At 62.1% G+C, this 22358-nt stretch carries 21 protein-coding genes and 1 tRNA gene; 10 read left to right on the top strand and 12 right to left on the bottom strand.

Annotated features, from left to right (window positions below; translation table 11 throughout):
- Positions 1-12 precede the first annotated feature (12 nt).
- Positions 13-495, bottom strand: coding sequence for a hypothetical protein (locus ACODTZ_RS15330; RefSeq protein WP_209234912.1), 483 nt, complete (start codon positions 493-495; stop codon positions 13-15).
- Positions 496-695: 200 nt separating this feature from the next.
- A tRNA-Ile gene (locus tag ACODTZ_RS15325) sits at positions 696-771 on the bottom strand.
- 152 nt (positions 772-923) lie between these two features.
- On the opposite strand from ACODTZ_RS15325, the gene ACODTZ_RS15320 reads away from it, so the two are divergent.
- A complete protein-coding gene (locus tag ACODTZ_RS15320; RefSeq protein WP_489026674.1) occupies positions 924-1667 on the top strand; it encodes an SIMPL domain-containing protein in 744 nt (247 codons plus the stop codon).
- A gap of 250 nt (positions 1668-1917) precedes the next feature.
- Positions 1918-2301, top strand: coding sequence for a BRA0787 family protein (locus ACODTZ_RS15315; protein WP_489026673.1), 384 nt, complete (start codon positions 1918-1920; stop codon positions 2299-2301).
- 96 nt (positions 2302-2397) lie between these two features.
- Here ACODTZ_RS15315 and ACODTZ_RS15310 read toward each other — a convergent pair whose 3' ends face one another.
- Entirely contained in the window at positions 2398-3111 is a 714-nt protein-coding gene (locus ACODTZ_RS15310) for a GntR family transcriptional regulator (RefSeq protein WP_245206025.1), read from the bottom strand.
- Positions 3112-3378: 267 nt separating this feature from the next.
- Here ACODTZ_RS15310 and ACODTZ_RS15305 point away from each other — a divergent pair, with 267 nt between their 5' ends.
- From ACODTZ_RS15305 to ACODTZ_RS15280, 6 genes are all read left to right on the top strand, one after another.
- Complete coding sequence (locus ACODTZ_RS15305; protein WP_489026672.1) at positions 3379-4467, top strand: ABC transporter ATP-binding protein; 1089 nt, start codon at positions 3379-3381, stop codon at positions 4465-4467.
- 34 nt (positions 4468-4501) lie between these two features.
- A complete protein-coding gene (locus ACODTZ_RS15300) occupies positions 4502-5809 on the top strand; it encodes an ABC transporter substrate-binding protein (protein ID WP_489026671.1) in 1308 nt (435 codons plus the stop codon).
- Positions 5810-6053: 244 nt separating this feature from the next.
- The gene (locus ACODTZ_RS15295; protein WP_065693541.1) at positions 6054-6968 is read left to right on the top strand and encodes an ABC transporter permease; all 915 of its coding nucleotides are present in this window, start codon (positions 6054-6056) and stop codon (positions 6966-6968) included.
- Between the two features lies 1 nt (position 6969).
- Complete coding sequence (locus tag ACODTZ_RS15290) at positions 6970-7791, top strand: ABC transporter permease (RefSeq protein ID WP_209190900.1); 822 nt, start codon at positions 6970-6972, stop codon at positions 7789-7791.
- 4 nt (positions 7792-7795) lie between these two features.
- Entirely contained in the window at positions 7796-8536 is a 741-nt protein-coding gene (locus tag ACODTZ_RS15285; RefSeq protein WP_489026670.1) for an aspartate/glutamate racemase family protein, read from the top strand.
- A gap of 108 nt (positions 8537-8644) precedes the next feature.
- Positions 8645-9136 carry a heme-degrading domain-containing protein gene (locus tag ACODTZ_RS15280; protein ID WP_489026669.1) on the top strand — a complete coding sequence of 164 codons (492 nt, stop codon included), beginning with the start codon at positions 8645-8647 and terminating at the stop codon, positions 9134-9136.
- Between the two features lie 53 nt (positions 9137-9189).
- Here ACODTZ_RS15280 and ACODTZ_RS15275 read toward each other — a convergent pair whose 3' ends face one another.
- Complete coding sequence (locus ACODTZ_RS15275; protein WP_489026668.1) at positions 9190-9459, bottom strand: antibiotic biosynthesis monooxygenase; 270 nt, start codon at positions 9457-9459, stop codon at positions 9190-9192.
- Positions 9460-9624: 165 nt separating this feature from the next.
- On the opposite strand from ACODTZ_RS15275, the gene ACODTZ_RS15270 reads away from it, so the two are divergent.
- Positions 9625-10203 carry a hypothetical protein gene (locus ACODTZ_RS15270; protein ID WP_489026667.1) on the top strand — a complete coding sequence of 193 codons (579 nt, stop codon included), beginning with the start codon at positions 9625-9627 and terminating at the stop codon, positions 10201-10203.
- A 41-nt stretch (positions 10204-10244) separates the two neighbouring features.
- Here ACODTZ_RS15270 and ACODTZ_RS15265 read toward each other — a convergent pair whose 3' ends face one another.
- On the bottom strand, positions 10245-11504 hold the full coding sequence (locus tag ACODTZ_RS15265; RefSeq protein WP_489026666.1) for an AGE family epimerase/isomerase: 1260 nt from the start codon (positions 11502-11504) through the stop codon (positions 10245-10247).
- Between the two features lie 173 nt (positions 11505-11677).
- Between ACODTZ_RS15265 and metH the strand changes: the two genes are divergently transcribed.
- Positions 11678-15451, top strand: coding sequence for a methionine synthase (metH, locus tag ACODTZ_RS15260; protein WP_489026665.1), 3774 nt, complete (start codon positions 11678-11680; stop codon positions 15449-15451).
- A gap of 106 nt (positions 15452-15557) precedes the next feature.
- Here metH and ACODTZ_RS15255 read toward each other — a convergent pair whose 3' ends face one another.
- The 7 genes from ACODTZ_RS15255 to ACODTZ_RS15225 form a co-directional block, all read right to left on the bottom strand.
- Entirely contained in the window at positions 15558-16427 is an 870-nt protein-coding gene (locus ACODTZ_RS15255) for a hypothetical protein (protein ID WP_489026664.1), read from the bottom strand.
- A gap of 76 nt (positions 16428-16503) precedes the next feature.
- Entirely contained in the window at positions 16504-16809 is a 306-nt protein-coding gene (locus ACODTZ_RS15250) for an NIPSNAP family protein (RefSeq protein WP_489026663.1), read from the bottom strand.
- A 69-nt stretch (positions 16810-16878) separates the two neighbouring features.
- A complete protein-coding gene (locus ACODTZ_RS15245; RefSeq protein WP_489026662.1) occupies positions 16879-18222 on the bottom strand; it encodes an MFS transporter in 1344 nt (447 codons plus the stop codon).
- A 180-nt stretch (positions 18223-18402) separates the two neighbouring features.
- Positions 18403-19464: an ABC transporter ATP-binding protein gene (locus ACODTZ_RS15240; protein WP_209190894.1), complete on the bottom strand. Its 1062-nt coding sequence runs from the start codon at positions 19462-19464 to the stop codon at positions 18403-18405.
- Positions 19465-19475: 11 nt separating this feature from the next.
- Entirely contained in the window at positions 19476-20264 is a 789-nt protein-coding gene (locus tag ACODTZ_RS15235) for an ABC transporter permease (RefSeq protein ID WP_018897520.1), read from the bottom strand.
- On the bottom strand, positions 20261-21157 hold the full coding sequence (locus ACODTZ_RS15230) for an ABC transporter permease (protein ID WP_111562140.1): 897 nt from the start codon (positions 21155-21157) through the stop codon (positions 20261-20263). Before ACODTZ_RS15230 ends, ACODTZ_RS15235 begins: the two co-directional genes overlap by 4 nt.
- Positions 21158-21234: 77 nt before the next feature.
- A complete protein-coding gene (locus ACODTZ_RS15225) occupies positions 21235-22338 on the bottom strand; it encodes an ABC transporter substrate-binding protein (protein WP_111562139.1) in 1104 nt (367 codons plus the stop codon).
- Positions 22339-22358: the final 20 nt, after the last annotated feature.

Raw genomic sequence — 22358 nt, 5'->3', positions numbered from 1 at the left:
CGGCCAGACCTTTTAGTTGCAGAGGTTGACGCCGTCTTTAACGATCACCGCCCATTTAGGGCCGAGTACCTCACGGGCAGATATAGCTTGGCTGCTGCCCGGCTCACCGTCCTTGAACATCACGACTCCAATCGATTGGTCGTGTGAGCCGCCGTAGATGATCGGTCCGGGCGTATAGGTTGTTGTTGCATTGACCGTGCCGTATCCGCCATAGGAGTTCACGGTGCCATAGGTGTTGTAGTGCCCTGGCATCTGGGTTGCGGTCACATTGTTGGCGGCTGCCGCAGACGTTATGATGTAGCGATCATAACCCGACTTGATGGTCTCGACCGCGGCCTGCTTTTGTGCCGCCTTGGCGGCGCCAACGCTACCGCACATCGGCTCGGCGCTGGTCTGGATGATCATTTGGTTCTTAGACACTCGCATGGTGCTGGACTGCACACAGGAGGTGAGCAGTACCGCGAAGGTCGCTGCTGCGACCGTTGTTTTCAACATTAGAGATTCCCCAACCTTAACGCGAGCCACATTGCCAAGAACGCGTGGCCTGTCAACCGGAGGGGACGGAATTCACCGTTTCTTTTCATCATCATAGCTCAGCTATGTCCGCTATCTTCCGAGCAGATCGATGTCGCGAACTATATGCATGGTGTGAAGCGCCGTGTTGCCAATCTCTAGGGTCGGACAACAGAAGAAGATGGTGGGCCCGGAGGGACTCGAACCCCCAACCAAGCGGTTATGAGCCGCCGGCTCTAACCATTGAGCTACAGGCCCTGGCGGCCTTTGCGGCGCCGTGCAGCGGCGCAATGGTTCGCCGGTGCTCGTTGCGTCTAACGCAATTTCAGAGCGGTCACAAGTCATTGCCGCAATAGCTTCACAATCAAACGGCAAGAGGGATCGGTAAGTCACAATCGGGGAGTGAAACAATGCCATTGCTGAACACCAAGAGCTTTGCCGCCGGTCTCTTTCTCAGCCTGCCGGTGCTTGCTGCCGCAGGCCTGCCCGCATTCGCGGCCGATGCGCCGCGCCAGGCGGTTATCACCGTGATCGGCGAGGGGCGGGCGACGATGGCGCCGGATATGGCGGTCTTGACCTTCTCCGTCGTCAAGCAGGAGAAGACAGCGCGCGAGGCGCTCGACAATAACAACAAGGCGATGAGCGACGTGCTCGCGGCGCTGAAGAAGGCCGGTATCGCCGAGCGGGATCTGCAGACGTCGGGCTTTTCCGTGCAGCCGCAATATCGCTATCCGCAGGGGACCGACGGGCAGCAGTTGCCGCCGGAGCTCATCGGCTACCAGGTTTCCAACGCGCTGACGGTGCGGGTCCGCGATCTCTCCAAGCTCGGCGGGATCATCGATCAGTCGGTGACGCTCGGCGTCAATCAGGGCGGCGATATCCAGTTCACCAATGACAAGCCCGACAGCGCGGTCGAAGAGGCGCGCAAGAATGCGGTGGCTGATGCCATGGCGCGGGCAAAGACGCTTGCGTCCGCCGCCGGCGTCAAGCTCGGCAATGTCATCGAGATCAACGAAAACGGTCCGCGTCCGCAGCCGATGCCGGTCATGCGGGCGGCGATGATGAAGTCGGAGGCCGATTCAGCCGTGCCGATCCAGGGCGGCGAGAGCAGCTACAATATCCAGGTGAACGTTACATTCGCGATCGCCCAGTAGCGCGATCGGCCCCTTCGTTAATCTAAGTTACCAAAAGATTGCCGTTGATATTCGCTTGGATATCAACGGCTTATCTTTTTGCGGCCGCAGCTGTGGCCAGGCTGCGGCAGAAAAGCGCTTTATCACGCGTATATTACACTATAACATCGATCGTGTTATTCGGTCCGGCCGGGAACTTGAGTTCTGCTTTCGGCGTTAGTGCGGACCGATGAGGAGGAATTGGCTTTATCCCTGCAAAGAGGAGACAGACATGTCGAATGCCTTGCCGCCACTTCACAATGGGCACGCCCCGTTCACCCTTCAAGAGCTCTTTCGCGACGCTCTTTATGCGTTTGAAGAGTGGGATGCGGAACTGACCGAACCGATCGTCACGTTCGAAGGCCGGGTGGTTCCGATCAGCAGCGTCTTCGAGGCCATGCGCCAATGCGACGACATCGTGCCGATGAATATCGTCGGCGCCGTTACCGAGCGACTGACGAAACCCTGGGAGGGCGAAGGCCCGCTGGACCAGATGACGTTTTCGACCGCCGCCCGCGTCATGGGCGTGCTGGTGCGTAAGCGCCTGCACGTGACGGGAACGCCCGATATCGTGGCCGTTGCCGCCGTTCCGGACGAACGCCGCTCGCGCGGCTGATTTTACGATGCCGCGGTCGCTTCGGCGGCCGCGTCTCGCACAAGAGCCCTTAATATCTGGGCTCTTTCGGCGCTCGATTGATGCGCTACACGCGACCTAGAGGTCGAACGCTTCCTTCAGTCCCTGTCCCTTACGCTCACGCAGATCGAGGTCGGCCTCGATATGTGCGATGTGATGCAGCATGAGATGACAGGCGCGGTCGAGATCCTTGGCTTCGATCGCCGAGACGATGTCGCCATGCTCGTTGTGACCGCAGCTCGATATGGTGGACTGGCCGTAGAGCGCGATGACAAGCGAGGAGCGGGCCACGAGCTCCTCCATGAAACGCTGCATGATTGTATTGCCGGAGATGGCGGCGAGCGTCAGGTGAAAATCGCCGGATGCCTTGATTTCGGCACGCCGGGCCGTCTGGCCACGCTCGCTTATCAGGCGGCTTTCTTCCAGCAGCAGTTGCCGCAGGTGCTGGATCTCTGATGTCGTGATCCTTGCCGCCGCCTCGCGCAGAATGCCGGGCTCGATCAGCCGGCGGGCGGCGAAGATCTGGCGGGCCTCGTCAGGCGAGGGGTAGGCCACGAAGGCGCCGCGGTTCTTCTCGACGCTGACCAGCCCCTCATACGAGAGAGCCTGCAGGGCCGCGCGCGCCAGCGTGCGGCTGACGTTGAAGAGATTGCCGACATCGCTTTCCGACAGCTTGGTTCCCGGCGACAGGCGACGTTCGACGATCGCGTCGCGAATGGCGTCGCGGATCTGCTGCGCGCCGGTCTCGGTGGGCTCTTCGGTCGTCAGAAGCGCATTGGCTGCGGAGTTCATGAGGCGGGATGTCCTGTGATCGGCCGATGATAGCCATATTCAGCCGAAAAGTTAAACGGAATTTGCGAGCAATGCAGCGGTCAAATTGTATACGATTATTTGCGCAAATCGTAGACGAAAGCCTATTTCATGTGCAGACATATCCGAGGGTTGAATTTTAGTCATTTGGGGATTTCCAAGAAAATTCAATATTCGTAATGACTTGATGCACTGCGGCAGAAACTGGCACGGCGAATGCATCGTATTCCTCGAACAGGGGAAGACACGATGTCGAAAGCGGCAGAGATCGATATAGCATCCGTTTCGAAGGTGTATGGCGCCACCACCGCCGTGCACGCAATCAGCCTGAAGATACCGGCTGGTTCCTATTGCTGCTTCCTGGGGCCATCGGGCTGCGGCAAGACGTCGACGCTTCGGATGATTGCCGGGCACGAGAGCATTTCGTCGGGCGATATTCGCCTCGGCAATACCGTCGTCACCGATTTTCCGCCGGCCAAGCGCGGCACGGCGATGATGTTCCAGTCCTACGCGCTCTTCCCGCATCTCGACCTGATCGACAACGTCGCCTTCAGCCTGAAGATGAAGGGCATCGAGAAGGAGGAGCGGCGGGCCAAGGCGCTGGAGATGCTGAAGCTGATGCAGATGGAGGCCTATGCCAACAGGCGTCCGGCGCAGCTTTCCGGCGGCCAGCAGCAGCGCGTGGCGCTTGCCCGCGCGCTGATCACCGATCCCGAGGCGCTGCTGCTCGACGAGCCGCTGTCGGCGCTCGATCCGTTTCTCAAGATCCGCATGCGCGCGGAGCTGAAGAAGCTGCAGAAGACGCTGGGGATCACCTTCGTGCATGTGACGCACAGCCAGGAAGAGGCGATGGCGCTTGCCGATATCATCGTGATCATGAACGACGGCAAGATCGAGCAGGCGGCCACCCCACGCAAGGTGTTCGAGGAGCCGGCCACCGCCTTCGTGGCCCGCTTCATGGGTGATCACAACGTGCTGACGGGCCGCGTGACATCCGCCAAGGACGGCCTGATCACGCTCGAGGTTCCGGAGGGGCAGAGCTTCACGGTGCGCGGCGCGGGCAGGGAGGTCGGCGAGGTCATCGATATCGGCATCCGCACCGACCGGGTACGTCTCGCCAGCGCCACCGACAAGACGCTCGGCTTCAACGGCATCATATCCAACATCGAATATCGCGGCGCCTCGGTGAAGATCACCGTGGTCGGCGCGGGCAGCGATGACTTCACCGTCATTGCGTCCGACGGCGATTATTTCGCCAACCCCGCATCGGTCGGCGATGCGGTGTCCCTGAGTTGGGCCCTGGAGGACGCCGTTCTCCTGGGCCGCGTTTCGGCATGAATCTCAATTACCACAAAAACCAGAGGGAACTGACATGACTGATACAACGAAAACCACCAAGAAGGGTCTGCTCGACAAGGGCGTATCGCGCCGCGGCCTGCTGAAGACGGGCGCCGCCGCCCTTGGTGCGGCCGCCGGCTCCGGGCTCATCACCGGTTTCCCGACCATCTGGGCGCAGTCGAACATCACGCTTCGCCAGTTCGGCACCGGCGTTTCCAACATCAACGCCATTGCCGAGCAGTGCAAGAAGGACCTCGGCATCACGCTCGAGATGACGGCGACCGATTCCGACGCCGCCGCCCAGCGCGCCGTCACGCAGCCCGATAGCTACGACATTGCCGACATCGAATACTGGATCCTGAAGAAGGTCTATCCGACCGGCGTCATCCAGCCGATGGATGTGAAGAAGCTGAAGTATTACGACAAGGTCGTTCCGCTCTTCAAGAACGGCAAACTGAAGCCGGATAGCGTGATTGCGCAGGGTACCGCGCCGCACACGGTCGGCTATGTCGAGAGCGCGGACGCCAAGACCTTCGCCAAGGGCGAGACCGAACTCTTCACCATGATGCCGACGATCTACAATGCCGACACGCTCGGCATCCGTCCCGACCTCGTCGGCCGGGAGATTGGCAGTTGGGCCGATATCATGGACCCGAAGTTCAAGGGCAAGACCTCGATCCTCAACATTCCGTCGATCGGCATCATGGATGCCGCGATGATCATGGAAGCGCTCGGCAACATCAAATACGCCGACAAGGGCAACATGACCAAGGAAGAGATCGACAAGACGATCGAGTTCCTGATCAAGGCCAAGCAGGACGGCCAGTTCCGCGCCTTCTGGAAGTCGTTCGACGAGTCGGTCAACCTGATGGCATCGGGCGAAGTCGTCATCCAGTCCATGTGGTCGCCGGCGGTTGCCGCCGTCCGCTCCAAGGGCATCGCCTGCAAGTATCAGCCGCTCAAGGAAGGCTATCGCTCGTGGGGCGGCGGTCTTGGCCTTGCCGCGCACCTCAAGGGCGCCGAGCTCGACGCGGCCTATGAGTACATCAACTGGTACACATCCGGTTGGGTCGGCGGCTACCTCAACCGCCAGGGCTACTACTCGGCCTGCATGGACACCGCCAAGGGCTTCATGACCGAGGACGAGTGGGGCTACTGGATCGAAGGCAAGGCCGCCAAGGGCGATATCCTTTCGCCCGAAGGCAAGGTCATGGAGAAGGCCGGTGCGGTTCGCGACGGCGGCTCGTTCGAAGAGCGCATGGGCCATGTCGCGTGCTGGAACTCCGTCATGGACGAGGACCGCTACATGGTTCGCCGCTGGAACGAGTTCATCGCGGCTTAAGGCGATCTGGGATCTCCCCTTCCAATCGCGGGAGGGGAGGTTCCGCCGTGGGTTACCCCCCCCTCTGTCCTGCCGAACATCTCCCCCACAAGGGGGGAGATCGATCCGTTGTTAGCCGCTCGCCAACCAATAAAGGTCGGACGAGCGGTTGCGCCCAGCCAATCTCCCCACCTGTGGGGGAGATGCCCGGCAGGGCAGAGGGGGGCGCCACGCAACGCAATGCCAACTGAAAAAGGGATCAGCGATGGCGACGATCGCTTCAGCAGAGACAAATGAGACGACTGAGCGGGTGCGCAGCCCGGGCTTTCGGCTGGCGCCGTGGGCGGCCTCCTATCTCCAGGCGACGCCGCTGATCCTCATCCTCGGCTTCTTCTTCATCCTGCCGATTTTGATGATCGCGGTGGTCAGCTTCTGGGATTACGACTTCGCAGGTCTCTATCCTGATTTCCTGACGATGAACTACACCGAGACGCTCGGCTCGTGGGTCACGTGGAAGACCTATCTGAACACGCTGAAATTCACCGTCATCGTCTGGGCGCTCACCGTCTTCATCGGTTTCTGGGTCGCTTATTTCCTTGCCTTCCACATCCGCCGCACGTCGACGCAGATGATCCTGTTTCTGGTTTGCACCGTGCCGTTCATGACGTCGAACATCATCCGCATGATCTCGTGGATCCCGGTTCTCGGCCGCAATGGGCTGGTCAATTCGGCACTGATCGAGATGGGGATCATCCCGCAGCCGATCGAATGGCTGCTCTATTCCGATTTCGCCGTGGTGCTTGCCATGGTGCATCTCTACACGCTGTTCATGGTGACGCCGATCTTCAACACGCTGATGCGCATCGACCGCTCGCTGTTCGAGGCGGCGCGCGATGCCGGCGCCAGCGGCTGGCAGATTCTCTGGAACGTCGTCATCCCGCTCGCCAAGCCCGGCATCGCCATCGGCTCGATCTTCGTCGTCACGCTCGTCATGGCCGACTTCTCGACGGTGCAGGTCATGTCCGGCGGGCAGAGCGCCTCGGTGGCGCTGATGATGAAGAACCAGATGTCGCTGCTGCAGTATCCGGCCGCCGCCGCCAATGCCGTGGTGCTTCTGATCGTCGTGCTGATGATGGTCGCCGCCATCCTGCGCGTCGTCGATATCCGCAAGGAGCTTTGAGATGAGCCACGAAAAGCGCACGCTCGAATTCTACGTGCTCGCCGCCTTCTTCATCGTCTTCGTGCTGTTCCTCTACGGCCCGCTGTCGGCGATCCTCATCCTCTCCTTCCAGGGGCCGGATGGCGGCCTGACATTCCCGCTCAACGGGGTCTCGGTCCACTGGTTTTTCAACCTGTTCGAAAAGCAGGCGGTGGGCGATTTCGGGGCATCCTTCCGCCGCTCCTTCTCGCTCGGCCTGATGGTCATGGTCGTCACCGTCGTCGTGTCGCTGCTGGCGGGCCTTGCCTTCCGCCGCCGCTTCCGTGGCGCCACCTTGCTGTTCTACGCGACGGTCGCCAGCCTCGTGGTGCCGTCGATCATCATCTCGCTCGGCATCGGCGTGGTGTTCCAGCAGGGCGGCTTGAAGCCGGCATGGTATTCGTCGGCCTTCGGCGCGCATCTGACATGGACGCTGCCTTTCGGCGTGCTCATCATGTTCGCCGTCTTCAACCGCTTCTCGCCGGCCTACGAAGAGGCGGCGCGCGATCTAGGGGCGACGTCGTGGCAGACCTTCGTGCATGTCGTGCTGCCGATGATCGCGCCCAGCCTGATCGGCGTCGGCCTGTTCGGCTTCACGCTCTCCTATGACGAATTCGCCCGCACGCTGATGACATCAGGCAGCTACAACACGCTGCCGCTGGAGATCTACGGGATGACGACCAACGTGACGACGCCGGTGCTCTATGCGCTCGGTACGGTGACGACGCTGTTTTCCTTCACCATCATTCTCGTTGCGCTCGGCATCATGATGATGCTGCGCGGACGCCAGGCAAAGACAAGCTGATCTCATGCGCATTCTGATCGTCAATCCGAACACGACATCAAGCATGACCGAGAAGGCAGCGAGCGCCGCACGGCTCGTCGCCGCCACCGGCACCGAGATCATCGCCGCCACTTCGAGAATGGGGCCGGTGTCGATCGAGGGGCACTATGACGGGGCGCTCGCCATTCCCGGTCTGCTGATGGAGCTGAAGGAGCGGGCAGGGACCTATGACGCCGCCGTCATCGCCTGCTTCGATGATACGGGGCTGGAGGCGGCGCGCAGTTTCGCCGACGTACCTGTGCTCGGGCTTTGCGAGGCCGCCGTCGCCACCGCCGGGTTTCTTGCGCAGCGCTTCACCGTGGTGACGACGCTGGAGCGTTCGCGGGTGCTGATCGACAATCTCGTGCGCCGCTATGGCATGGGCGACCGGGCGAAGGTCCGCGCGTCTGACATTCCGGTGCTGGAACTCGAGGATGAGGCGTCGGGCGCGATCGGCAAGCTGCGCGCCGAGATCGAGCGGGCGCTTGATGAGGACGGCGCCGAGGCGATCGTGCTCGGCTGCGCGGGGATGACCGATCTGGCGCGCGAGCTGCAGGAGATCTACGGCGTGCCCGTGGTCGATGGTGTAGCGGCGGCCGTCAAGCAGGCCGAGGCGCTGGTGTCGCTTGGTCTGTCGACGAGCAAGCGCGGCTCCTACGCGGCGCCGCTTGCCAAGCCGTTTATCGGCGAGATGAGCCGGTTCGCACCGATGCAGGCAGGGGGCTGAGGCTGTCCCTGGGCCGTCGCCCCACATGGCGTATCACCACGATTCCGCTTTACTTTTCCGCTCTCCTGACGATGCTCAGCAAAAAGCATTCAAGGAGAGGAAGTAGACATGACCATGCCGGACGACGATCTTGCGCGTATTGCCGAACAGGAGAAGGTGCTGAGCTTCGACAGTTTCGATCTGTCGACCGCATGGCAGCTGGGCAAGCTGCTGCAGGAGCTGGGTTCGGAGCGTCGCCTGGGTATCGCGATCGATATCAACCTGCATTCGATGCCGGTCTTCTACGTGGCACTTCCCGGCGTGACGCCTGATAACGTGCAGTGGGTGCGCCGCAAGCGCAATCTGGTGCTGCGCTATTTCCGCAGCAGCTATGCCATCGGCCTCGACCTCAAGTCCAAGGGCAAGACCGTTGCGGACAACGGTCTTTCGGACGCAGACTATGCGCCGCATGGCGGCAGCTTCCCGATCAACGTCAAGGGCACGGGCTGCATCGGCTCGGTGACCGTCTCCGGCCTGCCGCAGCGCGACGACCACAATCTCGTCGTCGAGGCGCTGGCGCTGATGCTGGCCAAGGATCTGGACGCGCTGCGTCTGGCGTAAAGCGTCGTACGGAAGATTACCGGCCCGTTTTGTGTAGATCGGGCCGGAACGGTCTACGCCTTCTCCACGACCCAGACGGTGGGGGCGCCGAGGATGCCGCCGGTGCGCATGGCAGAGCGGAGTTCCTCGAGTTGCATGAAGGCCTTGGCGGCCTCTGGTGTCGCGAATTCATGGGTGACGGTGATGTCGTTGGGGTTGTCGGCGGATTTGTAGACCGCCTCTGATATCACGCCGTTTGCCGCCTGCACCGAGCGGAAGCCGTCATACACCTTGCGCCAGGCCGCATAGTCCGAAACCTCATGCCGTACGAACACTGTCGTCATGTTCCGCTCCTGCGTTGCATTCACATGTTTCGTTGGGATGCCCAGGCGTCAGCGTATCACCGATGAGGGGTTCGCGCGCGTGAAAATCGGCTCGCGGGCATTGCGCATCGCACGCCGCTGAAATTGCATGTATGTTGCTGACATCTCGATCGGGGAACAGGATCGATGACGCGTCGTTTGCGCATTCTTGCGGCGTTGCTCTCCCTGGCGCTGATCAGCGCCGGGCCGGCCGATGACGGGCGGTGGTATGCGGGAAGCTACTCGTTTTCCGACGAACTTGGCGGCTTCCGCATCCTGTCCATATCAGGCGCTGGCACTCGTGAGGATCCGATCGAGATCCGCGAGGCGTTTGACAGCCTTGCGCCGGTGACGCTGGTGATCCGCTTCGCAAAGCCTTCCGAGCTGAAGACAACGGTGCCCGGCTCGTTTCATCTGCGCGTGGTGGCGGTGAACCGGAGCGGGCTGGCGTGGATCGGCTTCGGCTTCGAACTTCAGGAAATCCGCGGCAAGCCCAGCGATTTCTATGACGGGCTGTCCTTTGGGCAGGCCGATCCCAATCCGTCGCTGATCTCGTCCAGCCGTTTCATGCATTTCGAAAGCCGCTTCGAGAGTTTCGACCGGCTGAATTTCGACGAAGGGCATCTCGATCCCGGTGAGCAATCGAGCTTCGGCTTCTTCGTCTCCGACGTCACGCCGGTTCCGGAATTCTATCTCGTCGAGGAACCCCGCATTCCGTCGTCATGAACGAAGGCGGCGCCGTGGATGCGGCGCCGTCTTTTTCATTGTCAGATCTTGCCGCCAGCTTCGGGGATCACCTTGGTCAGGCTGCCGGTCGCCGGGAAGAGGGGGATGAGGCAGGCCTGCAGGGCGTGGTAGATGTCGCCCTTGCCGGGGAAGATGGTGTGGGCGGGGACCATGTCTTCCGTCAGTTCCTCGTGCCAGCCGCCGTTTTTGTGGTCAATGAAGCGGCGCTCGATGACGTTCCAGATCTTGCGGTAGCTTTCCTCGTGGTAATCGCTCGGCAGGTGTTCGTTGAGGTAGTGGGCAGCGGCCGCACCCTCGCAGGCGGGCCACCACATCTTCTGACGCTTGTCCGGGCGGTCTTCCCAGTCGAGCGTGTAGAAGAAGCTGCCCTTTTCGTCGTCCCAGCCGAGCGCCATTGCCTGCGAGAACAGGCCCTTGGCGGCATCCGGCAGCCATTCGAGCTTCTTGCCGCCGAGCGCCCAGAGCTGCAGCAGCAGGCGCGCCCATTCCAGCGAGTGGCCGGGCGTGGTGCCAGCCGGGCGGAACATCTCGTTCGGGTGATAGTAGTTCTTGTCGAGCGTCCAGTTCGTGTCGAAGTGCTCGGCGACGCGCCAGTCGACGGAGCCGGCCGCGCGGCGGATGACGAGGTCGGCGATGCTTTCGGCCTTGGTGAGGTAGTCGCGGTTGCCAGTTGCCTCGAAGGCGGCCATCAGGGCTTCGGTCAGGTGCATGTTGGAGTTCTGGCCATGATAGGTGCCGCCGTCTAGCGGCTGCCAGTCGGCGGTGAATTCCTCGGCGATGGCGCCGTGCTTTGCTTCCCAGAAGCGGGTGTTCAGGACTTCGGTGATATCCGCGAGCATGCCGTCGGCGAGCGGATGGCCGATGGTCTTGGCGGAGGAGGCGGCGAGCAGCACGAAGGCGTGGCCGTAGCCCTGCTTGTTGGTGTCGACCGGGCCGTCATTGTTCAGCGACCAGAAATAGCCGCCATTCTTCTGATCACGGTGGTGGTTCCAGATGTACTGCATGCCGTGGTCGACGACATCGGATGCGCCGGGCCGGCCAAGCAGAGTGCCGATCGAGAAGCAATGGACGGCGCGGGCGGCGATGTGGATGCCGCGCACCTGGCCCTCGGCGTCGAGCGGCTTGCCGGTATCGTCGAGATCGTAGAACCCACCCTTGGGATTGATGGAGTCATGTTGGAAGAAATCGAACAGGCCGTTCGCCTGGGCGACGAGCCAGTCGCGGTGGTAGGTGCGCGTCGTCCAGTTGCCGAGCGCGGCGTCGCCGATTGCAGGTGCCATGATACTCCTCCGATTTCACACACAATGCTTTGAAATTGCCTATATAGGGGGCGTTCGAGTCTGTCATCCGCCGTGCGCCGGCAATGGCGAAATTGTCGCTGATATATTGACATAAAGATATCTTTATGTGATTTGGGCGGCTTGTCTTTATAATGACGTCAAGGAGTCCGCCCGTGTTCAACAATCTGTTTGGCCCCGAAGGGGAAAAGCGCGACGGCAGTGAAGTGTTTGCAGCGCTCAGGAAAGCCGCCAGCGAACGCATTCTCGTCCTTGACGGCGCCATGGGCACGCAGATCCAGGGGCTGGGTTTCGACGAGGACCACTTCCGCGGCGATCGCTTCATCGGCTGCGCCTGCCACCAGAAGGGCAATAACGACCTTCTCATCCTCTCGCAGCCGGATGCGATCGAGGAGATCCATTACAAATACGCCAAGGCCGGCGCCGACATTCTCGAGACCAACACGTTTTCCTCAACCCGCATCGCGCAGGCCGACTACGCGATGGAAGGCGAGGTCTATGCGCTGAATAAGGAAGGTGCCGAAGTCGTGCGCCGCGCCTGCATCCGCGCCGAGCGCGAGGATGGCCGCCGCCGTTTCGTGGCCGGCGCCATCGGCCCGACCAACCGTACGGCCTCGATCTCGCCTGACGTCAACAATCCGGGCTTCCGCGCCGTCACCTTCGACGACCTGCGGATCGCCTATGCCGAGCAGATCGACGGCCTCATCGACGGCGGCGCCGATATCATCTTGATCGAGACGATCTTCGATACGCTGAACGCCAAGGCTGCGATCTTTGCCTGCGAAGAGCGCTTCGAGGTCAAGGGCATCCGCCTTCCTGTGATGATCTCGGGTACGATCACCGACCTTTCCGGCCGCACGCTGTCGGGGCAGACGCCGTCGGCCTTCTGGAACTCGGTGCGCCATGCCAACCCGTTCACGATCGGCCTCAACTGCGCGCTCGGCGCCAACGCCATGCGTCCGCACCTGCAGGAGCTGTCGGGCGTTGCCGATACCTTCATCTGCGCCTATCCGAATGCCGGCCTGCCCAACGAGTTCGGCCAGTATGACGAGACGCCCGAGCTGATGGCAGCACAGATCGACGAGTTCGCTCGCGAAGGCCTCGTCAACATCGTCGGCGGCTGCTGCGGCTCGACGCCGGAGCATATCAAGGCGATCGCCGAGGTCGTCGCCAAGTACAAGCCGCGCCCGATCCCCGAGCACCGTCCCTTCATGTCGCTGTCGGGCCTCGAGCCCTTCGAACTCACCAAGGACATCCCCTTCGTCAACGTCGGCGAGCGCACCAACGTCACGGGCTCGGCTCGCTTCCGCAAGCTGATCACCAATGCCGATTATACGGCGGCGCTCGATGTCGCGCGCGACCAGGTGGAGAACGGCGCGCAGATCATCGATATCAACATGGACGAAGGCCTGATCGATTCCGAAAAGGCGATGGTCGAGTTCCTGAACCTGATCGCCGCCGAGCCGGATATCGCGCGCGTGCCCGTCATGATCGACAGCTCCAAGTTCTCGATCATCGAATCCGGCCTGAAGCGCGTTCAGGGCAAGCCGATCGTCAACTCGATCTCGCTGAAAGAGGGCGAAGAGAATTTTCTCGCGCAGGCGAGGTTGCTGCATGCCTATGGCGCGGCTGTCGTCGTCATGGCCTTCGACGAGACCGGCCAGGCGGATACCTATGACCGCAAGGTCGAGATCTGCACGCGCGCCTACAAGCTGCTCACCGAAAAGGCCGGCTTCCCGCCTGAGGACATCATCTTCGATCCGAACGTCTTTGCTGTCGCGACCGGTATCGAAGAGCACAACAATTACGGCGTCGACTTCATCGAGGCGACGCGCACGATCCGCAAGACAATGCCGCTGGTGCATATTTCGGGCGGTGTTTCGAACCTCTCCTTCTCGTTCCGCGGCAACGAGCCGGTGCGCGAGGCGATGCATGCCGTGTTCCTCTACCACGCCATCCAGGCGGGCATGGACATGGGCATCGTCAACGCCGGCCAGCTCGCGGTCTACGACCAGATCGACGCCGAGCTGCGCGAGGCCTGCGAGGACGTGGTGCTGAACCGCCGAAGCGACGCCACCGAGCGGCTGCTCGAAGTGGCCGAGAAGTTCCGTGGCGGGGCTGCGCGCGAGGGACGTGTGCAGGATCTCTCCTGGCGTGAATGGTCGGTCGAGAAGCGGCTTGAACACGCTTTGGTCAACGGCATTACCGAATATATCGATGCCGATACCGAAGAGGCGCGCCTTGCAGCGGCCCGTCCGCTGCATGTCATCGAAGGCCCGCTGATGGCCGGCATGAACGTGGTTGGCGATCTGTTCGGCTCTGGCAAGATGTTCCTGCCGCAGGTCGTCAAGTCGGCGCGCGTGATGAAGCAGGCCGTGGCCGTGCTCCTTCCCTACATGGAAGAGGAGAAGCGGCTGAATGGCGGCGACGACCGCAAGTCGGCCGGCAAAATCCTGATGGCGACCGTGAAGGGCGATGTCCACGATATCGGCAAGAACATCGTCGGCGTCGTGCTCGCCTGCAACAATTACGAGATCATCGACCTCGGCGTCATGGTGCCGGCGACGAAGATCCTGGAGACGGCGGTGGCCGAGAAGGTCGACGTCATCGGGCTCTCAGGTCTGATCACGCCGTCGCTCGACGAGATGGTGCATGTGGCGGCCGAAATGGAGCGCCAGGGTCTGGACCTGCCGCTCCTGATTGGCGGCGCCACGACCAGTCGTGTCCACACGGCGGTGAAGATCCATCCTGGCTATAGCAAGGGCCAGACGGTCTACGTCACCGATGCCAGCCGCGCGGTCGGCGTGGTCTCGTCGCTGTTGTCGCCGGAGAACCGTGATGGCTACATCACCGATATCCGCGCCGAATACGCGAAGGTCGCCGCGGCTCACGCCCGCAGCGAGGCCGAGAAGGTGCGCCTGCCGTTGTCTCGTGCCCGCGAGAACGCGCAGAAGGTCGATTGGGCTGCTTACGCGCCCGCCAAGCCGAGTTTCCTGGGCACCAAGGTGTTCGAGGATTACGATCTGGCGACGCTGGCCGAATACATCGACTGGACGCCGTTCTTCCAGACCTGGGAGCTGAAGGGCCGCTATCCCGCCATTCTCGAGGATGAGAAGCAGGGCGAGGCGGCACGCGCGCTCTGGGCGGATGCGCAGGGGATGCTGAAGAAGATCATCGACGAGAAGTGGTTCCGCCCGCGCGCCGTCATCGGCTTCTGGCCGGCCGGCACCGTCGGCGACGATATCCGCCTGTTCAAGGACGATAGCCGCAAGGAAGAATTGGCTACCTTCTACACGCTGCGCCAGCAGCTCTCGAAGCGCGACGGCCGGCCGAACGTGGCGCTGTCGGACTTCGTGGCGCCTGTCGACAGCGGCGTCCAGGATTATGTCGGCGGCTTCGTCGTCACGGCCGGTATCGAGGAAGTGGCGATCGCCGAGCGTTTCGAGCGCGCCAACGACGATTACTCGTCGATCCTCGTCAAGGCGCTGGCCGACCGCTTCGCGGAAGCCTTTGCCGAGCGCATGCACGAAGAGGTGCGTCGCGAATATTGGGGCTATGCCAAGGGCGAGGCGTTCAGCAAGGAGCAGCTGATCACCGAGGAATATGCCGGTATCCGCCCGGCGCCCGGCTATCCGGCGCAGCCTGATCACACCGAGAAGAAGACGCTGTTCGCACTTCTCGATGCCGAGAATGCCGCCGGCGTGAAGCTCACCGAGAGCTACGCCATGTGGCCGGGTTCGTCCGTGTCGGGCATCTATATCGGCCATCCCGACGCCTATTACTTCGGCGTTGCCAAGGTGGAGCGCGATCAGGTCGAGGATTATGCCGGCCGCAAGGGCATGGAGATCTCCGAGGTCGAGCGCTGGCTCGGGCCGGTGCTCAACTACGTACCTTCGAAGCCGCGCGAAGACGTGGAAGACGCGGCCTGATCGGGCGCGTCTTCAGACACTGATTCAATTGCCGGAGAAAATGATTCAGGATCATCGGCCAAGGGCCCGATCCTGAATCGGAAATTGTCGTTTCGCCAAATGGCGATCAGGCCGTGAGTTCGACCAGGATCGCGGTCGTGTCGTCGCTCTGCTTGAAGCGGGGATAGCGCAGGCCCTCAGGATCGGTCTCGCGCTCGAAGCGGCGGAGTTCCTCGATCATGGGGGCGAGGCCCTTGTCGAGTGCCGCGCGCACCAGGCTTGCGGCGTCATAGGCTTCGTAGAGCACGACAAGATCGGCGAAGCCGTCGCTGCAGATGATGGCGTGGGCGCGGCCCTTGATCTTCAATTCTTCCGAAAGGAGATGATCGGCCGCGCCGGGCACCAGCCCGAGCGTCCAGATGTCGCCCTCGGTATTCTGAGCCTCGCGCCGCCGCCGCAGGGCGGCAAGCGTCTGCGTGTCGCCAAGCGCGCCTCCAGCTTTTGTGATGCCGCCGGTGCGGGCGATGTGGCTTGCGGCCGCCGCCTGTTCCTGGGTGAAGGCGTTCGGGATCGCCGCGTGAAAGCTCACCGATCCATCTTCCTGCAATAGGAAGACGCAGGAATCGCCGAGGCCGTAGAAGGTCAGGCGATCGTCGGTGGCGTGGATCATCGAGAAGGCGGAGAGCGGCCAGGCGTAGCGCGGCACATCGGGGTTGGTGCCGAGGAATGCGGCCCTGGCATCCTGCGACACGGCGCGCGCGACATCCGAGACCGGCGTCTGGTGCGTGATCTGCTGCCTGAAACCATCCGCGAAGCGTGCCGCGACCCAGGCGGCGTCGCTGCCTGATACGTCCATGTATTGGCGGTCGCCAAGGCCGGTTGCGCCATCGATCACGAAGGCGCAGGCCTCGTTATAGCCGAAGCGGTCGTCGTTCGGCTTGGCCGGGTTTCCCGGCACGGAGAGCGTGTCGAGGATCTTGATCTGAGGTGCCGGCATCGTTCTTCAGTTCCTCGTCATGGGAGCCAGTGGAAGGCCGATGAGGTCGGCCTTCGCGGATGTGGTGACGTCTCGGTCAGCCGAGAACCGGGCGCATGAAGCTGCGCTCATAGCTGATGATGCTGCGTTTGCGCTTGTCCAGATCGAATGCCGCTTGGCACTCGGGATCGACGGCCATGCGCGTGCGGTAGTCTTCGTATGCGGCAAGGCTCGGGAAAGAGAACAAGGCGACCGCGATGTTGTTGGCACCTTCGGAGGGCAGGAAATAGCCGTGATGGTTGCCGCCCATGCGGTTGACGATGGGGATCCAGAGCCTGGCGTATTCCTCGAATTCGGCGACCTTATAGGGGTCGATGACATAACGCAGATGGCAAGTAATCATTGAAATATCTCTCATTGATCGAGCCGGCTGAAATGCCTGCCGGCCCGTTAATGGCTTATTGTGCTGCTCTCAGGCGCCTGCGGCAAGCCGCTGGTTGAGTTCCTCGATGCCCACATCGGCCTCCACCGTGTCGCCCTTGACGAGCAGGTAGACGCCGAGCGCGAAGGCAAGGGCTGCGATGAACAGCAGGTAATAGGCATGCGCCATCGGGTTCAACGGGAGAGCCGAGGCGACCGCCAGCGGCGTCAGGCCGCCGAAGATGGCGTAGGAGACGTTGTAGGAGAAGGAGAGGCCGGTGAAGCGGACGCGGGCCGGGAAGGCGCGGACCATCACGTAGGGCACAGCGCCGACGAGGCCGACGGAGAGGCCCATGATCGCATAGAGCACGAAGAGCACGGTGAGCGACGTCGCGGCGTAGGTGTAGAAGGCGAAGGTGGCGGCGCCGAAGAAGATGCTGGCGACGATGAAGAAGCGGCCCGAGCCGACGCGATCGACGATCGCACCCGCGGCCGCCGTGCCGAAGATCAGGAACAGCGTGCCGAAGCTGGTCGCTGCCAGCGATTGCTGCGCGGTGTAGCCATAGAGCTTCTGCAGGAAGGTCGCGGTCATCAGCGTGGTGACGACGATGCCGGCGGAGAGAATCCAGGTGAGCAGCATCGAGATGATGACGCCGCGCGGATAGTCGCGCAGCACGGCCTTCAGCGGCAGTTCGCGCATCAGCGACCGGCTCTGTTTCATCTCCGAGAAGATCGGCGTCTCCTGCAGCCAGCGGCGGAGATAGACGGCGACGAGACCGAAGATGCCGCCGAGGAAGAAGGGGATGCGCCAGGCGTAGGCGGCGACATCCTCGGGCGTGAAGGCCGAGTTGATGATGGTGGCGATGAAGGAGCCGAGCAGGATGCCGAGCGTCAGGCCCGAGCAGAGGAAGCCGCAGGCAAAGCCGACACGGCGGAAGGGAACGTGTTCGGCAACGAACGTCCAGGCGCCGGGCACCTCGCCACCGATCGCCGCACCCTGCAGGACGCGCATCAGGATCAGCAGGATGGGGGCTGCGATGCCGATCGTGGCATAGGTCGGCATGGCGGCCATGCCGAGTGTCGACAACGCCATCAGCATGATCGAGAAGGCAAAGACGCGCTTGCGGCCGAACATGTCGCCGAAATGGGCCAACACGATGCCGCCGATCGGGCGCACCAGATAGCCGGCGGCGAAGATACCGAAGGTCTGGATCGTCACCAGCCAGTCGGGCATGTCGGGCGGGAAGAACAGGTGGCCGATCACACCAGCGAAGAAGACGAAGATGATGAAATCATAGAACTCCAGCGCGCCGCCGAGGGCGGAGAGGCCGAGCGTCTTGAAATCCTGGGCGGTGAGTCGGCGAGGGGCGGCTGCGGGCGTGGTGGTGGGGGACATGATGCGGGCTTCTTGCGGTATGACTTCGGTTGTGCCGTCGTCGCGCAATGGGGTGGGGATTTCAAGCGTTTTCTGGTGTTTTCGCGTCATGTTGCGGTGTCGGCGCGCCCGCTGTGGCAAAGCCGCAAACGGAAAAGGCGCCGCCATGGGCGACGCCTTCAAGATCAGGAGATTGGGTGATCAATCCCGGATCACCAGCAGATCCGCCGCCATGAAGCGCAGGGTCACCGTTTCGCCGGTGGCCGGCGGCTTGACGCCGGGGCTGTTGAACATGTCGAAGGAGATGACGTTGCCGCCGACGTTCATGCGGGTGCGGATGACGGAGCCGAGGAAGTGGGCGGAGACGACTTCGCCCGTGAGCTTGGTGTCGCTCGGGGTGCTTTCGGCAAGCGATCCGGCTTCCGGGCGCAGCGCCAGCGAGACGGTGTCGCCGGCCTTGTAGGTGGAGATGTTTTCGCGGAGCGTCACGCCCTGGTCGCCGATCTGGATGCGGTTGACCGAGGGGTCTACGACCTTGGCCTCGATGATGTTCAACGTGCCGACGAAGGATGCGACGAAGCGCGTGGCCGGCGTGTTGTAGATCTCGAAGGGGGTGCCGATCTGGTCGGCGCGGCCGCCGTTCATGACGACGATGCGGTCGGAGATCGACAGCGCCTCTTCCTGGTCGTGGGTCACGAAGATCGTGGTGATGCCCAGCGACTGCTGGATCTGGCGGATTTCCTCGCGCAACGAGACGCGGATCTTGGCGTCGAGGGCAGACAGCGGTTCGTCGAGCAGCAGCACCTGCGGCTTGGCGGCAAGGGCGCGGGCGAGAGCGACGCGCTGCTGCTGGCCGCCTGACATCTGGTAGGGGTAGCGGTCGGCGAGGTGCCCGAGGTGGATCAGCGCCAGCATCTCCTTGACGCGGGCGTCGATCTCGGGCTTCGGCTTGCCGGCGATCTTCAGGCCGAAGGCGACGTTGTCATGCACCGTCATGTTCGGGAAGAGCGCGTAGGCCTGGAAGACCATGCCGATGTTGCGCTGGTTGGGCTTCAGCGGCGCGATGTCCTTGCCGGCGATGCTGAGATTGCCGCCGGTCGGGTTCTCGAAGCCGGCGATCATGCGCAGGACCGTGGTCTTGCCACAGCCCGACGGGCCGAGGAAGGAGACGAATTCTCCCTTCTCAATGTTCATGTTGAAGTTCTTGACGACCTGAACCTGGCCGAAGGATTTCTGAATGTTGGTCAGCGAGAGAAATGACATGTCGAAATACCTTAAGCCTTGGCCGGGCGGGATCTGCCGATGCGCGAGACGAGATTGAGCAGGCCCATGCTGAGCCAGGTGATGGAGAATGCGATCACGGCGAGCGCCGAGGGCTCGTAGGCCCTGTTGGCGCCGACCAGCTGCAGGTAGGGGCCGAAGGCCGGACGGCTCAGAAGTGCCGCGAAGGTGAATTCGCCCATGACGATCGCCAGTGTGATGAAGGCGCCGGAGAGGATGCCGCTCATCACGTTCGGGAAAATGCACTTGAACATGATCGTCCACCAGCTGGCGCCGAGGCTCTGGGCGGCTTCGGTCAGCGTTCTGACGTCGATGGCGCGCATGGCGGTATCGACGGAGCGGTACATGTAGGGCAGCGACAGCGTGATGTAGGAGAAGACGAGCAGGATGTTGGTGCCCGTCGTCGAGCCGGTCATCGGCAGGTAGGAGGATGAATTATACATCCTCAAATAGCCGAAGACGATGACGATGGCCGGGATGACCAACGGCAGCAGTGTGATGAACTCCACGACCTGACGCATCTGCGGCATGCGCAGGCGCACCCAGTAAGCCGTCGGCACGATCAGCAGCATGCCGAAGACGATGGTCAGAAGCGCCATCATCATCGAATAGCCGAAGGTGGCGCGGAAGCGCTCGTCGGAGAAGACCGAGAGGTAGGCGTCGAAACTGTAGGCATCGCGGCGCATGCGCAGCGAGAACTCGATGGTTCCGAGCAGAGGCACGATGAAATAGGTCGCGCCGATGGCGATGGCGATCCAGGCGCCGAGTTTTTGAGCCTTCATTTCTGCCACCGTTCAGCGCGCATGCGCAGCATGAGATAGAGGATGTTGGATACGCCGGTGATGACGATCATGCCGAGCGCGATCGCATAGCCGAGGTTCGCATTGTGAAGGACGTCGCCGCGGATCTGCGCATAGAGCAGGATGGGGACGATGTTGAGCGAGGAACCGGTCAGTGCATAGGCCGTCGCGATGGCGCCGAAGGCGTTGGCGAAAAGCAGCAGCGTGGTGCCGAGAAGGCTCGGCCAGAGGATTGGCAGGGCGACCTTGGTCCAATATTGCAGATTGCTGGCGCCGAGGATTTCGGCCGCTTCGCGCCATTCCTTCTTCATGCCGTCCAGCGCCGGCGTCAGGATCAGCACCATCAGCGGGATCTGGAAGTACATGTAGGTGATGGTGAGGCCGAAGAAGGAGAGCAGGTTGAAGCCGGTGCCATAGAGGTTGAAGCCGAACCAGTCCCGCAGGAAAACCGTCACGAGGCCGGTGCGGCCGAGCGTTGCCAGGAACGAGAAGGCGAGCGGGATGCCCGCGAAGTTCGAGGCGACGCCGGAGAAGGTCAGAAGCGTCGAGCGCACCGATGTCGGCAAGCCGCCGAGCACCACGGCCCAGGCGAGGAAGAAGCCGATCAGCGCGCCGCCGAGTGCCGAGGCGACGGAGACGCGGATACTGATCCAATAGGCGCTGAGGATCGACGGGGTGAAGAGATCCCCGATGTTCTTCAGCGTGAAGTTACCCTCGGGCGTCAAAAAGGCGCCGACCACAAGGTAGAGCGTGGGAATAATAAGAAAAAGCAGGGCAAAAATAATGAAGGGTGTAATGCCGAGCCAGTCGATCACGCGGTCCTTGGTGATCAGCGGGGCCGTGCTCACCACGGGCGTCGTCGAAACAGTGCTCATTGAAAAAGCTCTTCTTGCGGCGTCGGAGGGGCAAAAGCCTCCCCGCGATAAGACGGGGAGGCCGGTTTCATGCTGTATTACTGGACGTTGGCGCCGACGACGCTATCCCACTTGCCGGTGATAGCGGTCTTGCCGGCTTCCTGCTCTTCGAGCGTCGGGAAGACAGCCTTTTCATAGGCAGCAGCCGGCGGCAGCTTGTCGAGAAGGTCCTGCGGGATCTTCTTGTTCTTCGCCAGATCGTTGAAGCGGATCGGGTGGCAATAGCCCTTCAGGTAGCCGAGCTGACCTTCGTCCGAATAGAGGTATTCCATCCAGAGCTTGGCAGCGTTCGGGTGCGGAGCGAAAGCGGAGATCGCCTGGACGTAAACGCCGGCGTTGACGCCCGATGCCGGAACGACGACTTCAACCGGCGGGTTGCCCTTCAGCGTATCGCGCCAGGACAGGCCGTTATAGTCCCATGCGATGACGATCGGGGTCGAGCCCTGTGCCAGCGAAGCGGACTTGCCGATTACAGGAACGAGGTTGCCTGCCTTGTTGAGTTCACCGAAGAAGGCGAGACCGGCTTCACCAGCCTTGGTCGCGTCCTTTTCACCAGCAGCGATGCCGGCAGCGTAAACAGCCTGAACGGCCTGGTTGGACGCGCGCGGGTCACCGGCGAGAGCAACGCTGTTGGCGTAGTCCGACTTCTTCAGGTCGGCCCAGTCCTTCGGCACTTCCTTGACGATGTCGGTGTTCACGACGAAGGAGAGAACGCCGTAGTAATCGCCGTACCAGAAGCCGTCGGCATCCTTGGCGCTGTCAGGGATCGAATCCCAGGTCGAAACCTTGTAAGCCTGGATCAGGCCGTCAGCCTTTGCGGTCGGGCCGAAGGAGAGGCCGACGTCGATGACGTCAGGAGCCTGCGGGCCGGTGTTGCCCTTGTTGGCCTTGATGGCTTCGATTTCGTCGCCCGAACCAGCGTCCGGGTTCAGTTCGTTCACTTCCAGACCATACTTCGCCTTGAAGCCGGCAATGACGTCGCCATAGCCGCACCAGTCGTGCGGGAGAGCGATCGTGGTCAGCGTGCCTTCCTTCTTGGCGGCGGCGATGAGTTCAGCGCTTGGCTCTGCGGCAGCAATTGCGGTTGAAGCCACAACAATTGCTGTAGAGAGCGAGAGCAGTCGAGAAAGATTAGAGATCACTGTTGTTCTCCTTCGGGTTT

It is taken from the genome of Rhizobium sp. FG113, from assembly GCF_057809895.1.
The sequence above is the reverse complement of the archived record's forward strand: the minus strand, read 5'-3'. Positions and strand labels throughout refer to the sequence as shown.